The organism is Streptomyces sp. NPDC056486 (assembly GCF_042795295.1).
GTDB lineage: Bacteria > Actinomycetota > Actinomycetes > Streptomycetales > Streptomycetaceae > Streptomyces.
On sequence record NZ_JBHTSF010000003.1, the window covers coordinates 47306 to 61096 of the forward strand.

12 protein-coding genes and 1 pseudogene are annotated in these 13791 nt (G+C 70.7%); 4 read left to right on the plus strand and 9 right to left on the minus strand.

Going from position 1 to position 13791, the window contains the following annotated elements; translation table 11 throughout:
- The 3 genes and pseudogenes from ACFQ7F_RS02635 to ACFQ7F_RS02645 all read right to left on the minus strand — a co-directional run.
- Positions 1-164: pseudogene (locus ACFQ7F_RS02635) on the minus strand (hypothetical protein); the annotation flags it as partial.
- 216 nt (positions 165-380) lie between these two features.
- Positions 381-977 carry an HAAS signaling domain-containing protein gene (locus ACFQ7F_RS02640; protein WP_383264963.1) on the minus strand — a complete coding sequence of 199 codons (597 nt, stop codon included), beginning with the start codon at positions 975-977 and terminating at the stop codon, positions 381-383.
- Entirely contained in the window at positions 974-1348 is a 375-nt protein-coding gene (locus tag ACFQ7F_RS02645; protein ID WP_383264966.1) for a PadR family transcriptional regulator, read from the minus strand. Before ACFQ7F_RS02645 ends, ACFQ7F_RS02640 begins: the two co-directional genes overlap by 4 nt.
- 268 nt (positions 1349-1616) lie before the next feature.
- Between ACFQ7F_RS02645 and ACFQ7F_RS02650 the strand changes: the two genes are divergently transcribed.
- The 3 genes from ACFQ7F_RS02650 (at position 1617) to ACFQ7F_RS02660 (ending at position 6054) form a co-directional block, all read left to right on the plus strand.
- On the plus strand, positions 1617-2420 hold the full coding sequence (locus tag ACFQ7F_RS02650) for an SDR family oxidoreductase (RefSeq protein WP_383264968.1): 804 nt from the start codon (positions 1617-1619) through the stop codon (positions 2418-2420).
- Positions 2421-2503: 83 nt separating this feature from the next.
- On the plus strand, positions 2504-4255 hold the full coding sequence (locus ACFQ7F_RS02655; RefSeq protein WP_383264971.1) for an ABC transporter transmembrane domain-containing protein: 1752 nt from the start codon (positions 2504-2506) through the stop codon (positions 4253-4255).
- Entirely contained in the window at positions 4255-6054 is a 1800-nt protein-coding gene (locus tag ACFQ7F_RS02660) for an ABC transporter ATP-binding protein (RefSeq protein ID WP_383264975.1), read from the plus strand. The genes ACFQ7F_RS02655 and ACFQ7F_RS02660 overlap by 1 nt, the downstream gene beginning before the upstream one ends.
- Before the next feature lie 10 nt (positions 6055-6064).
- On the opposite strand, the gene ACFQ7F_RS02665 is transcribed toward ACFQ7F_RS02660, so the two are convergent.
- The 6 genes from ACFQ7F_RS02665 to ACFQ7F_RS02690 all read right to left on the minus strand — a co-directional run bounded on the left by ACFQ7F_RS02665 (position 6065) and on the right by ACFQ7F_RS02690 (position 12365).
- The gene (locus ACFQ7F_RS02665) at positions 6065-7735 is read right to left on the minus strand and encodes a flavin-containing monooxygenase (protein ID WP_383264977.1); all 1671 of its coding nucleotides are present in this window, start codon (positions 7733-7735) and stop codon (positions 6065-6067) included.
- 34 nt (positions 7736-7769) lie between these two features.
- Positions 7770-9041, minus strand: a complete 1272-nt coding sequence (locus ACFQ7F_RS02670) for an MFS transporter (RefSeq protein WP_383264980.1) — start codon at positions 9039-9041, stop codon at positions 7770-7772.
- Positions 9038-9574, minus strand: a complete 537-nt coding sequence (locus ACFQ7F_RS02675; RefSeq protein WP_383264983.1) for a hypothetical protein — start codon at positions 9572-9574, stop codon at positions 9038-9040. Before ACFQ7F_RS02675 ends, ACFQ7F_RS02670 begins: the two co-directional genes overlap by 4 nt.
- A 72-nt stretch (positions 9575-9646) precedes the next feature.
- Positions 9647-10873, minus strand: a complete 1227-nt coding sequence (locus tag ACFQ7F_RS02680) for a hypothetical protein (RefSeq protein WP_383264985.1) — start codon at positions 10871-10873, stop codon at positions 9647-9649.
- A 74-nt stretch (positions 10874-10947) separates the two neighbouring features.
- A complete protein-coding gene (locus tag ACFQ7F_RS02685; RefSeq protein ID WP_202120919.1) occupies positions 10948-11100 on the minus strand; it encodes a hypothetical protein in 153 nt (50 codons plus the stop codon).
- Positions 11101-11468: 368 nt separating this feature from the next.
- Positions 11469-12365, minus strand: coding sequence for a helix-turn-helix transcriptional regulator (locus ACFQ7F_RS02690; protein WP_383264989.1), 897 nt, complete (start codon positions 12363-12365; stop codon positions 11469-11471).
- A 202-nt stretch (positions 12366-12567) separates the two neighbouring features.
- Here ACFQ7F_RS02690 and ACFQ7F_RS02695 point away from each other — a divergent pair.
- Positions 12568-13791, plus strand: a 1224-nt coding sequence (locus ACFQ7F_RS02695; RefSeq protein ID WP_383264992.1) for an MFS transporter, incomplete at its 3' end; no start/stop codon positions are given.

Genomic DNA, 13791 nt, shown 5'->3' on the forward strand with positions numbered 1-13791 from the left:
GGAGCGGCGACGGCGACGTCCTGGTGGCCGTCGCCGTCGAAGTCCTCGCGCACGGTGGCGGCGCCGTCCTTCGCTGATGCGGTGCCCGCGACGAGCGGCACGCCGAGCGACCCGATCAGGGCGGCGGCTACGGCGGTCGATATGGCGGGTCGGCGTATGCCCACGGTTCCTCCTCAGAGCGCGAGCGATGTCGAGACGCGTGCGCGCGGATGTGATTCATCTGCGAGACACGTGGAAACGGCCGATGGTTGTGCGCTGAACGGCACTTGAACGGGCGCAGGCCGGTTGTGAACCTGGCGCGCTACGCGGGACGGCTCACTCGAACTCCGCCGACTCAGCGCCGTAGTCGCGGCCGGCCGAGACGGCTTCACGGGCCGCGCTCAGGCGCGGCGGACCCGCCAGAGCCATGCTGCCGTGCCGACCAGCAGGGCGAGCATCGCCAGGTTGGCCAGGAGGGCCGGGGTGTCGCCCGCCGGGGCGCCGCTGGACTGGTTCCAGGCGAAGATGACGACGATCGGCAGGACGGCCGCGAGCAGTACGCCGGTGGTCTTCTGGACGGCGATCCAGTGCACCGAGGTGCAGAGAAGTACCGCGCCGGTGATGCGGAACAGGGCGCCGATCAGCGGGCCGGGGTGGTCGGGAAAGACCATGACGAAGGGCAGCGAGAGGGTGAGCATCAGGAGCGGGACCAGGGGGTGCACCTTGCCGCGCCGGGCGGGTGTACCGACCTCGGCCCGGGGCGAGGCCCCGGCAGCCCCGGTCCCTGCCTCGGCCAGCGCCGTCGCTGCGATCGTGCGGGGGTCCCCCAGCTCCGCCAGGATCTCGCCGATCGTGGCGTCGGGACGTTCGGCGCGCGTCACCTCGATGTGTTCGGCGAGGTCGGCGAGGAGTTCCTGGCGGTGGTCGGCGCTGAGGGCGGAGGCCTCGCGCTCGACGGCGTAGAGGTAGTCGCGTATGGGATCGGCAGATGTCTTCATGCGAGGTCTCCGGTGGTGGGGGGCGGGGTGGTCAGGAAGGCGTCGACGGCGTTGCGGAAGCCGGGCCAGACGCGGGTGAACTCGTCGAGTGCGGCCCGGCCGCTGTCGGTGAGGGCGTAGTAGCGACGGGGCGGCCCGGTGGCGGACTCCTGCCAGGTGGTGGTGACCAGGTCGTCACGGCGGAGCCGGGAGAGCAACGGGTAGACCGTGCCCTGGCTGGTGGCCAGGGCACCGGAGTCCTCCAGGGCGTGGAGGAGTTCCACGCCGTAGCGGGGGCGGTCCCGCATCAGGGCGAGCACGCAGTACTCCAGGACGCCCTTGCGCAGCTGGGCGGCTGCCCGGGCCTGCTTGGTCGAATCACCTGGTTCCATGCGATGCAAGATACCTGGTGGAACAAGTGAAAGGGAAAGGAGGGGGCGGATCCCCTCAACCCATCGGCCTGGTGGTGCTGGTGCTCGTCTTGCCCCAGGTGGCCGTGGAGGTCTGAGCGGGCTCTGGTCCACTTCTTGCGGTCGCGTGCAGAGCGTGAGCGCCGCTCCTCAGGGCGACGCACATGTGCCGCCTGCCCCTGCCCATTTGCCGCGACGTCGCAGAAAAACGATTGACGCTCCGGTTGTCGTTCGTGAACGATTCCGGACCGTGACGACGAACATCGATCATGATCAGCCGGCCCACGGTCAGGGCTCTTCGGCCGACCGCCCGCTCGCCCTGATCACCGGGGTGGGTCGCACCGTCGGTATCGGCGCGGGCATCGCCCGTCGGCTGGCCGCATCGGGATGGGACATCGCCTTCACCTACTGGACCCCCTACGACGACCGTATGAGCTGGGGCAGCGAGCCCGGCGCGAGCGAAGTGATCAGCCGAGCTCTGGCCGAACACGGTGCGTCCACCACTGCGATAGAGGCGGATCTCGCCGACCCGGATACCCCGGCACGCGTCTTCGACGAGGTCCAACAGCGGCTGGGCAGTGTCACCGCGCTGGTGATGTGCCACTGCGAGTCCGTCGACTCCGGGCTGCTTGACACCACCGTCGAGAGTTTCGACCGGCACTTCGCCGTCAACGCCCGCGCCACCTGGCTGCTCATCCGCGAGTTCGGACGCCGCTTCGCCGCGGAACGGGGAACCGGCCGGATCATCAGCCTCACCAGTGATCACACCGTCGGCAATCTGCCCTACGGGGCGAGCAAGGGGGCCCTTGACCGCATCACCCTGGCCGCCGCCCAGGAACTCGCCCACCTCGGCGTGACCGCCAACGCGATCAATCCCGGCCCTGTCGACACCGGCTGGATGCCCGAGGAAGTCCGGGAGCACTGCGTCCGCAGCTCCCCGCTCGGCCGGCTGGGCACTCCGCAGGACACCGCGCACCTCGTGGACTTCCTGTGCTCCAGGGAAGGCGAGTGGATCAACGGTCAGCTGCTGATGAGCAACGGTGGCCTCGTATAGGCGCGTACGACCCCGTGCTCAGCGCTCAGCACGGTCGCTGGTCGCCCGAACGAATCGCTCGAGCGATCATTAATGTACGGCGGGTGGAAGATTCGAAACTGGATCCGGGGACCCCGGACTGTCGGAGTGCCGCCCGGTACCTGTGGTGGCTGATCACCAGTCAGCGCCGGCGGATCGCCGCAGGGGCGCTCCTTGGCAGCGCCTGGATGGTCTGTCTGACTCTGCCGCCGTACCTGCTGTCACGTGCCATCGACGACGGCCTCGAGCGGGGGCAGTGGTCCGTGCTCGTCGGCTGGGTCGCGGCGTTGCTGGGTGTGGGAGTCCTGAACGCGTGGCTGGCCATCATGCGGCACCGCACCATGACCAAGGTGCGGATGGATGCCGCCTTCCGTTCCGCGCAGGTGGTGGTCAGGCAGGCGACCAGGCTGGGCGGGGCGCTACCGCGCCGGGTCACGGCCGGGGAAGTCGTCACGATCGGGTTCGGCGACGTCGCGGTGATCGCGAACACGCTGACCATCACAGGACCCGGTGTCGGTGCGGTCCTCGCCTATGTCGTCGTGGCCGCACTGCTGTTGACCGTTTCGCCGTTGCTCGCCGTGGTGGTACTGCTCGGTGTGCCGCTGCTAGCGGCGCTTGTCGGCCCGCTGCTCGGTCGGCTTCAGGGCGTCGAGGCGACGTACCGGGAACAACAGGGCAGGCTCGCCGCCGGTTTCACGGACATCGTCGGAGGGCTGCGCGTCCTCAACGGCATCGGCGGCAAGGAGGTGTACGCCGAGCGCTACCGGCGCGGCTCGCGGACACTGCAGGCGAAGGGGTACCGCGTCGGCGCGGTGACAAGCTGGATCCAGGCCCTGAGCGTCGGTCTCCCCACCTTGTTCCTCGGGGCCGTGACCTGGCTGGCGGCCCGGATGGCGGCACAAGGGACCATCACCGTCGGCGAGTTGGTCGCGGTCTACGGGTACGCAGCGGTCCTTGTGGTGCCGGTCTCGTTCTTCATCGAGGGCGGCTACGACCTCAGCCGGGGGCTGGTCGCCGCCCGCCGAGTCATACGTTTCCTGACCATGGAGCCCGATTCTCTGGGCGGGGACGCGGCTTCGGACGGGCCCGGGCTTCCGGCCGCGCTGCGTGATCCCGCATCCGGCGTCGAGGCGACGCCCGGAAGACTGACCGCGTTGGTCAGCGCCCGGCCCGCGGAGTCGGCGACGGTGATCGACCGTCTCGGCCGTTTCGCCGAATCGGCCGTGACCTGGGGCGAGATACGCCTCGACGAGATCGACCTGACACAGGTCCGCCGCCGGATCCTCGTCGCGGACAACGAGGCCGATCTGTTCGCAGGACCGCTGCGCGAGGTGATCCGCGGCCCGTTGGACCGGGACGAGGAGATCATCGGCCGGGGCCTCCACGCGGCCATGGCACAGGACATCGTCCGCGCCCTGCCGGACGGCCTCGACTCGCCGGTCGACGCGCAGGGCCGCAACCTCTCCGGCGGTCAGCGCCAGCGCATCCGCCTGGCCCGGGCCCTGTTGGTCGATCCCGAGGTACTCCTGGCGGTCGAGCCCACCTCGGCGGTCGACGCGCACACCGAAGCAGCCATCGCGACCCGGCTGTACGCCGCACGGTCCGGCCGCACCACGGTGGTCACCAGCACATCACCACTCCTGCTTGATCAGGCGGACACCGTGCACTACCTGGTCGACGGCTCCGTCGCGGACTCGGGCAGCCATCGTGAACTCCTGGCCAGGCAGCCCGGCTACCGTCTCCTGGTCTCCCGCGGCGCCCCCGACCGCGACCGCGCGGATGAAGAAGCCGCTCCGACGAGCGGGGAGGCCGTGTGATGACGGCCGATCCCCCACCCACGGCATCCGCGTCATCCACGGCGCCCACGGACCGGGCCCTGCCCGTCGCCGAGCCGTCCCGAATACGCCGGGCGGCACTCCGCCTCGTGCGTCAGGACGGCCGTGCTTTCGCCGCCATGATCGGCCTCAACGCGCTGGCCGCCGGTGCCGGACTCGTCGGCCCGTGGCTGCTCGGCCGCATCATCGACGAGGTCAGGGCCGGGGCCCCGGTGGCCTCGGTGGACCGTCTCGCGCTCATCATCCTCGTCTTCGCCCTGGTGCAGCTCGTCCTGGCCCGATACGCCGGCTACGTCGGGCACCGCTTCGGCGAGCGGACCCTGGCGCGTATCCGCGAACAGTTCGCCGACCGGGCGCTCGCGCTGCCCGCCTCGGTGGTCGAACGCGCGGGAACCGGCGACCTGATGACCCGCGGCACCGCCGATGTCGTCGCGGTCGGCGCCACCCTCCGGGACGCCGGTCCCCAGGTCCTCATCGCCGGAGTCCAGGCGGTGTTCATCCTCGGAGCGGTCTTCGCACTCGACCCGCTGCTCGGTGGGTGCGGAGTCCTCGGCCTGCTCGGCATCTGGTTCGCCGCCCGCTGGTACCTGCGCCGGGCGCTCACCGCCTACCTTGCCGAGGGCGCCGCCAACTCAGCTCTCGCGGAGCAGCTCGCGGCCACCGCCGCCGGGGCCCGCACCGTCGAAGCCCTCGGGCTGCAGCAGCACCGCATGACGGCATGCCAGGAGCAGATCGAAGAGTGCCGGACCACCCGGAGCCGCACACTGTTCCTGCGCAGTGTGCTCTTCCCGGCCGTGGACATCTCGTACGTCATTCCCGTGGCCGGTGTCCTGCTGGTCGGCGGCGCGCTGTACGCCCACGGCGCGATGAGCCTCGGCGCGGTGGTCGCCTCGGCCCTGTACCTGCGTCAGCTCTCCCAACCCCTGGACACCATCCTTCAGCAGATGGAGCAACTGCAGAGCAGCCGCGCCTCCTTCGCCAGGGTCGAGGGCCTCGGCCGGGCCACGCACACACCGTCGGCCGCTGCCGCCACACCGGCCGACGACCGGATCGAAGTGACCGATGTGCATTACGCCTATGACGAAGGGGACGACGTGCTGCACGGCGTGGACCTGACCGTCCGGCCCGGCGAGCGACTCGTGATCGTCGGTCCCTCCGGTGCGGGCAAGACCACCCTGGGCAGGCTCCTGGCCGGCACGGGCACCCCGCACACCGGCTCGGTGACAGTGGGGCAGGTCCCGGTCGCCGACCTGGATCCCGACCAGTTGCGCCGACACGTCGTCCTGGTCACCCAGGAACATCACGTGTTCCTCGGCACGGTCCGGGACAACCTGCAGATCGCCTCCGCCCACGTCGGCGATGCCGAACTGCATGCGGCACTCGCCGCCGTAGGAGCCGAGTGGACCAACGAACTGCCGGACGGCCTGGACACCGACCTGGGCCACGAGGGGCACCGGCCGGACGGCGCCCAATCACAGCAACTCGCCCTGGCACGCGTGGTTCTAGCCGACCCGCACACGCTGATCCTCGACGAGGCGACCGCGCTCCTGGACCCGAGAACCGCCCGGCACGCGGAGCGGGCGCTGGCCGCCGTCCTCGAAGGCCGGACCGTCATCGCGATCGCTCACCGCTTGCAGACGGCGTACGACGCCGACCGGGTTGCCGTGATGGAGGGCGGCCGTCTCACCGAACTCGGCACCCACGACGACCTCGTCGCGGCCGACGGCGCCTACGCCGCCCTCTGGCGCTCCTGGCACGGCGAGCGGCCTCCCGCCCCGTGAGACGGCATCCCTATCGGGCGTCCGACGGCGGGGCCAGAGTAAAACCGCGGTATCCGTCCAGGGCTGCGGCGTCGCACCGCGCCCGGTATCGGTCCAAGCCTCCCGTGTAGGCCAGGAACACCCGGGGTTTGCCCGGCACGTTCGCCCCTGTGTACCAGGAGGCGACGGCCGGGTAGAGCGTCAGACCGGCGAGTTCGGCGACGTGGGCACACCACTCCTCCTCGGCCTCCGCGGTGGCGTCGATCTCGGTCAGGTCGCTCTCTCGCAGGTGCGCGATGCAGTCGGTGATCCACTCCACGTGCTGTTCGATGGCCACCACCGCGTTGCTGAGCACGGACGGACTCAGCGGGCCGATCACGGTGAAGAGGTTGGGAAAGCCGGACGACAGGAGGCCCAGATGGTTGCGAGGCCCTTCGGCCCACTTCTCCTGAAGCGTCGTGCCGCCCTTGCCTACGATGTCGATGGCGACCTGTGATCCGGTCATGGCGTCGAAGCCGGTGGCGAAGACGATCACGTCCACGGTGTGATCCCGCTCCGAGGTACTGATGCCGCTCGGTGTGATCCCCACGATCGGGGTCTTGGAGAGGTCCACGACGCTGACGTGCGGCTTGTTGTACGTGGCGTAGTACCCGGTGTCCAGGCAGGGACGTTTGGTGCCGTAGGGGAGGCCGCGCGGTGACAGCGTCTCGGCCGTCCCGGGGTCGGTGACGATCGTGCGGATCTTGGAGCGGACGAACTCGGCGACGGTCTCGTTGGCGGCCGCATCGACGAGGATGTCGTTGTACGTCCGCAGCAGGCCGCTGAGCAGGCCGGACTCCCAGCCTGCCGCATAGGCGGCGGTGCGCTCGGCGTCGTCGGCCTCCAGAGCGGACCGGGTGGGCGGCTCGAAGACGGTGCCGCCCCTGGACTGCCGCTGGGCGATCCGGAACTGCGGGTAGCGCGCCTTCAGTTCGGCGTTCTCCTCGGCGGACAGCGGACGGTTGTGGGCGGGGAGCGCGTACACCGGGGTGCGCTGGAAGACGGTGACGGCGGCGGCCTGCTCGGCGAGGAGCGGAATGGCCTGGACGCCGGAGCAGCCGGTGCCGATCACCGCGACCCGCTTGCCGGTGAGGTCGACGCCTTCGTGGGGCCAGTCGGCGGTGTGCAGGGCCCGGCCCTCGAAGGCGGCGGCGCCTGGGATGTCCGGCTCCTTGACGGCCGACATGCAGCCGGTGGCAAGGACGACGAACCGGGTGGTGAGCGTCTCCCCGGTGTCGGTGACGATCTGCCAGAGGTGGTCGTCCTCGTCGTAGACCGCACGTGTCACGCGGGTGCGCAGCGTGATGTCCGCACGCAGCCCGAAGCGGTCCGCGACGTGGTGGAGGTAGCGCAGGAGTTCCGGCTGCGTCGCGTACCGCTCGCTCCACTCCCACTCCTGGTCGAGGTCGGGCGAGAAGGAGTACGAGTACGACGCGCTCTCGACGTCGCAGCGCGCGCCTGGATAGCGGTTCCGGTGCCACGTACCGCCGATGTCGTCGCACGCCTCGATGACGCGTACCGACAGGCCCAGTTCGCGCAGGCGGTACAGCTGGTACAGGCCGGAGAAGCCCGCCCCGACCACGACGGCGTCGAGCTGCGGGACGGTGGGCCGGGCCGAGGGCTGGGTCGGCGTCGGGGTCTGGGTCGGGTGGACGCTGGGCATGCCGGTCTCCTGACGGTCGCTGAAAGGGTGCGCGTCAACTCGCGGTCGGGCGTGGGGCGGTGTGCCGGGGGCGGGCGGCGCGGACCGTGAGCGGTATGACGGCGAGCGCGAGCACTCCCCCGCAGACGGCAAGGAGCGAGTAGCCGCCGCCGGCCACGACAAGGCCGGAGACCATGCCGCCAGTGGCTCCGGCGAGCGACATCCCCACGTCGACAAGACCTTGCGTGGAGGCGCGGGTCTCGGCGGGTGTGGCCTCCGCGACCATGGCGGTGCCGCTGACGAGCGCCATGTTCCAGCCGACGCCGAGCAGCACAAGGGCGGTGCCGAGCAGGGCGGTTCCCACGGCTCCGGTGGGCGGTGCGAGGGCGGCCAGGAGCCCGGCGGTGAGCAGTACGCCTCCGGAGGACGCGGCCACGGGCAGGCTTCCGACCCGGTCCACCACAAGACCGGTCAAGGGAGAGGGCAGGAACATGGCGCCCACGTGCAGGCCGATGACGACCCCGGCCATCTGTGTGCTGTGTCCGTGGTGGGTGAGGTGCACCGGGGTCATCGTCATGATGGCGATCATCACGAGCTGCCCGCTGATCATCACGGCCGCTCCGGTGACGACCCCGGTTCCGATGCGGCGGACGCGCTGCTCGCCCGCCTTTTGCCCAGCGGCGTCCTGGTGTTGCCTCCGGGCGAGCAGGAGCGGATCGGGGCGCAGGCAGAGGGCGACGACGAGGGCGGCGGCCGTGTAGGCGACGGCGGCGAGCAGGAAGGGGCCGGTGAGGCGGGGCAGGCCGAGGGAGCCGGCCAGGGTTCCGGTGGGGCCGACCAGGGCGGGCCCGGCCACCGCACCGAACGTGGTGGCGAGGAGCACGGTGCCGGTGGCGCGGCCGCGTTTCTCGGGCGGTGCGAGGTCGGTTCCGGCGTACCGGGCGAGCAGGCCGGTGACCGTGCCCGCGCCGTACACGAAGAGGGCGACCAGGAGCAGGGGTACGGTGCGGGACCAGGCGGCTACGATCACGCCGACGCTGCCCAGGGCGGCGGCCGCGTGCCCGAGGGCGAGCCCGGGGCGGCGTCCCCACCGCTCGGAGATCCGGCCGATGAGCAGGGCGCCGAGCGCGCCTCCTGCGGTGAACAGGGCCACGGGCAGTCCGGCGAGGCCGGTGGAACCGAGAAGGTCCTGTGCGAGCAGCGCGCCGACGGTGATGCCCGCCGCCATTCCGGCACCGCCCAGGGCCTGCGAGGCCACGAGCACGGTCAGGATGCGGCGTTGCACCTCGGGTCCGGCGAACTGCGGCGCGCGGGCCGCCGTTGTCACGCGGCGGGCCCGTCGGAGGGGTCCAGGGCGGAGATCTCGGCCAGGCTCATGTCCATCTCCTGGTGGAGGAAGCGGACGATGGTCCAGTGCGGGAGCGCGTCCTCGTCGAACGGGCCGAACGCGGCTGTGTAGAGCGGAATCCAGCGCAGGGCCTCCTCCGCCGCGACCCGGCGTCCCTCGTCGGCCCGGCTGCCGCCCTGGTAGTCGGTGTAGGCGATGCTGCGGTGGTGGATGAAGTCCCCGCCCGGCAGGCGCTGTTCGCACAGTTCCCGGTATTCGCGGGTCTGCAGGATGAGGAAGTGCCAGATCTCGTCGATCTCCTGCTCCACCGGCAGGAACAGCCCGCCGAGCCGGTCGGGATGGCGGGAGACCAGGTACAGGTAGCGCAGACACTCGCGCACCTGGTGCTCGACATGGCTGCGGTGGTGTTCCGTCTTCGCGGTGAAGTACCCGACGACCTCCCCGTGCAGCGTGCTGCCCAGGAGGTCTTCAGCGGTGGGGGCGGGGACTGCTGACGTGGCTGACGTGGTCACGGGGCGGGGTCCTGTTCAGGTGTGAGGGGGGCGGCGGTCGGCGGTCGGCGGAGGCGGATCGGGGAGAGCCGGTCAGGAGGGACGCGCCAGCCAGACGTACTTGCCGGAGCGGCCGATCGGCAGGTCGGTCCGGTGCTCCAGGGTGCAGGGGCGGCCGGTGAGTTCACCGACGAGCCCTTCGAGGTGCCCGGTCCGCGCCGCGTCGAGCGGGGTGCCGTCGAAGGTCGAGTAGCGCAGGGTGACGTCGTCGGAGGTCTCGGACAGGCGCAGTTGAGCGAGGAAGACGCGGTCGGACGCCTCATGGACGCGGGCGTCGAGGTCGGCTTGGGCAACCGGTCCGCCCGGCGCGTCGAGCAGTTCCTTCTCCCGGCCGCAGAAGGCCGCGATGCGCTCGGGGTCGGCGGAGCCGTCAGAGGTGCGCACGCAGTCGCCGGAGCGGTAGCGCACGAGCGGCATGAAGGGGTTGCGCAGGCTGGTGACGATGAGGCAGTGGATGCCGCTGCCGGGGGTGACGGGGATGAGCTCGACGCTCATGTCGTCCAGGTGCGGCCGGTAGCGGCCGGTGCGGGGGTCGCTGGAGTAGAGATAGCCCAGTTCGGTGCTGCCGAAGAGGTCGACGACGGGGCAGTCGAAGTGCCGGTGCAGCAGGGCGCGTACGTTCAGCGGTGTGTACTCGTAGGCGTGAACGATGCTGCCCGGCTGCGGGAACTCGTCCCACAGCCCCCAGGCGTCCACCTTCTGCACGAGGTGGGCGAGGTGGTAGCCCGAGCAGTCCAGATGGTAGGTGCCGGTGGGGTGGGCGTCGCTGATCGCGCGGATCTCGGCGAGCATGCGGCGGACCTCTGCCCGGTCCCAGTCGGCGGGGTCGAGGGTGTTGTTGAGGTAGAGCGTGCGGTCGTCGAGCCAGCGCTCCCCCGGGGTGGCGCCCGGCTTCTTGGCGTTGACACGGGCGACGTGCTCGGTGGCGAGCACGGTGGTCAGGGAGATGCGCTTGGCGCCCGCCTCCCAGGTGGTGCGCAGGTCGGGGTGTTCGCTCCACAGCCGGTAGTAGGAGCGGAGCAGGAAGTACGGCGGCCTGATCAGCTGCATCCTGGCGTGGTTGGTGCCGGTCGACAGGACGAACTCCGCCTCGCCCGCCTCCAGCGCCGCCGCGAGGCCGGGCGTCATCCAGTTGTCCGGGAAGCCACGGGCGATCTCGGTTTTCTCCAGGATCGGGAAGTCTCCCCGGGCGACGGACTCGCGGTAGACCGGGATGTCCCGGACCCGGTCGACGACGTGCGGGCTTGGCAGCGGGCTCATGTGATCTCCGTGGGGGTGGCGGGCCGGGGCCGCCGCCGAGAAGGGACGGCGGCGACCCCGGCGTGGGGGGCGGGTCAGGAAATACAGCCGCTCTTGCCGGCGACGCTGATGCATCCGGCCTTCGGGGTGGCGCTGATGCAGCCGTCCTTGGCGCCCTGGGCCGAGTTGGCGGCGACCCACTTCGACCAGTTGGTGTCCTGGGTCATCTGCTTGATGAGCTTGTCCATTACGGACCTCCTCGAGTGCCTGGGAAATGCGGAACGGGCAACGAATTGGATCTTCATCGAACCGCGGATCGAAGGTAAAGACAAGGTCAACCACATGTCAAGGGAGGGTCAAGTCAGGTGGCTCGAAATGGCTACTCATACCACTCGGCCGAATAGAGGCATGCCGAAGCAACCCGTCGCGATCGACTTCCCGACGGGCCCTTCACCTGCAATGTCAAAATCTGGAGTGCGGCACTCCCGAGATCACTCACGTACTCCGTCGGATCGTTCTGCCGACTCGACGTGGCCTGACTCCCTGCCTCCTGGCGCCCGATCGGCGCTCGCGCTCCTGCCCGGCCCAGCACCCGTCAGATGTCAGGCGTCGAGTGTCAGGCGTCAGGTGCGGTTGGAGTCGTCATGCGGTTTTCGGCTGTCTGTGTGGCGGCCCAGGAGGCGAGCAGGTGCAGGCCCTCTTCGGAGGCGGATCCGGGCTCGGCGGCGTAGATGGTGAGGGTGAGGCCGGGTTCGGCGGCCATTTCCAGCCCTTCGTAGGCGAGGGTGAGTTCGCCGACGGCGTGGTGGTGGAAGCGTTTGGTGCCGGTGCCGTGGTGGCGGACGTTGTGTGCGCCCCAGCGGGTGCGGAATTCGTCGCTGCGGGTGGACAGCTCCCCGACGAGGTCATGCAATCCCTTGTCGTGGGGGTTGCGGCCGGCCTCGGTGCGCAGGATGGCGACGGCGACGTCGGCGGCCTGGTCCCAGTCGGGGTAGAAGCGCCTGGAGGCGGGGTCGAGGAAGTTGAAGCGGGCGAGGTTCGCCTGGTTTCCGGGAGTCGCGTAGACGTCGTCGTACAAGGCGCGGGCGAGTTCATTGGCGGCGAGCAGGTCCATACGGCCGTTGCGGACGAAGGCCGGTCCTGCGGTGATGGCGTCCAGGGTCCATTGCAGGCTGCGGTGCGGCGCCCACTGCCGGGTGGCACGGCGTCGGGGGCGGGTGAGCACGTCGGAGCCGTCAGCGGCCTGCGCCAGATGGAGCAGATGGGCACGTTCGGCGTCGTCGAGCTGCAGGGCGCGGGCGACGGCTTCGAGGACGGCCGGGGAGACTCCGGCGAGGTTGCCGCGCTCCAGCCTGGCGTAGTACTCCACGCTCATGTCGGCGAGGGCGGCGACCTCGCTCCTGCGCAGGCCGGGGACGCGCCGACGGCTGCCGGAGGGCAGACCCGCCTGCTGAGGGGTGATCTTCGCTCGCCGCGAGGTGAGGAATTCGCGGGCCTCTGCTTGGTTGTCCACGTCTTCGACGGTACGTCCCGCACGCGGCCGGAGGGATGTACTGCCGGTACACCCCTCGCTGGTGACTCGCTCGGCACTTCAGGAGCGGGTTACCTGGATGACGTGGTGCTTTCCGCCCGGCCATCACTCGCCAAGGCCCCCAGGTCCGCATCGAAGCCGCCGTCTGAACCCCCGCACGATCCGCAAGGAGAGAACCACCCGTATGTCTTCCGCAGCCAGGACCGCCCACGGCAAGCTGCCCTTCGTCGTCTGGGTGCTCGCAGCCGGCACGTTCCTGATGGGAACCACCGAGTTCGTCATCGCCGGCCTGCTGCCGGAGCTGGCCGGTGACCTCGGCGTCAGCGTCTCGCACGCGGGCCTGCTGATCACCGCCTTCGCCGTCGGCATGATCGTCGGCGGGCCCACCATGGCGATGGCCACCCTGCGCATGCCCCAGCGCCGGACCCTGGTCCTGGCCCTGGCCGTGTTCGCGCTCGGCCACGTCGTCGCGGCTCTCAGTTCCTCCTTCACGATCGTCCTCGTCGCTCGCGTCATCACCGCGCTGGCCACGGGGGCGTTCTGGGCGGTCGGGTTCGTGATCGCCACCGCCGCTGCGGGGCCCGAAAACTCCACCCGGGCCGTCGGCGTCATGATGGGCGGCCTGACCCTGGCCAACGTCGTCGGCGTGCCGATCGGCTCCTACGTCGGCCAGTTCACCGGCTGGCGCGGCCCGTTCTGGGCCCTGGCAGTCCTCGCCGCCCTGGCCGCCGTGTTCGTCGGACGCTTCATCCCGCGCGTCGAGCAGCGCGCCGCGGTGTCGGTGCGGGCCGAGGTCCGCGCTCTGCGACAGGGCCGGCTGTGGCTGGCTCTGACTGCCGCCGTGTTGATCATGGGCGGTGTCATGGCGACCTACACCTACATCACCCCCTTGCTGACCGGCCGCGCGGGCATCGCGGAAGGGGCCGTCCCGCTGGTCCTGATCGCCTTCGGCATCGGCGCCCTGGGGGGCACCGCGATCGGCGGCCGCCTCGGTGACCGGCGCCCCATGGCGACGACCAGCACCGCCGCCGTTGCCACCGCTGTGGCGCTGTTCCTGCTGATCCCGCTGTCCAACGGCCCGGTGACGGCCATCGCCATGGTGTTCCTCATGGCCCTGACCGGGTTCACCGTCAACCCGGTCGTCACCTCCCTCGCCGTCCGCTTCGCGGGCGACGCCCCCATCCTGACCTCGGCCCTGACGACCTCCGCGTACAACACGGGCATCGCTGCCGGATCGGCCCTCGCCGGACAGGCCCTGGACTCCTCCCTCGGCCTGACGGGGCCCGCCTTGGTCGGCGCCGTCTCCGCCACCCTCACCCTGCTGCCGCTCATCGCCCTGGCGCTCAGCGGCACACACCTGCCGACGCGCATCGTCGTCCAGCGCACCGCCCCGGCCCGTGCGCGGGAC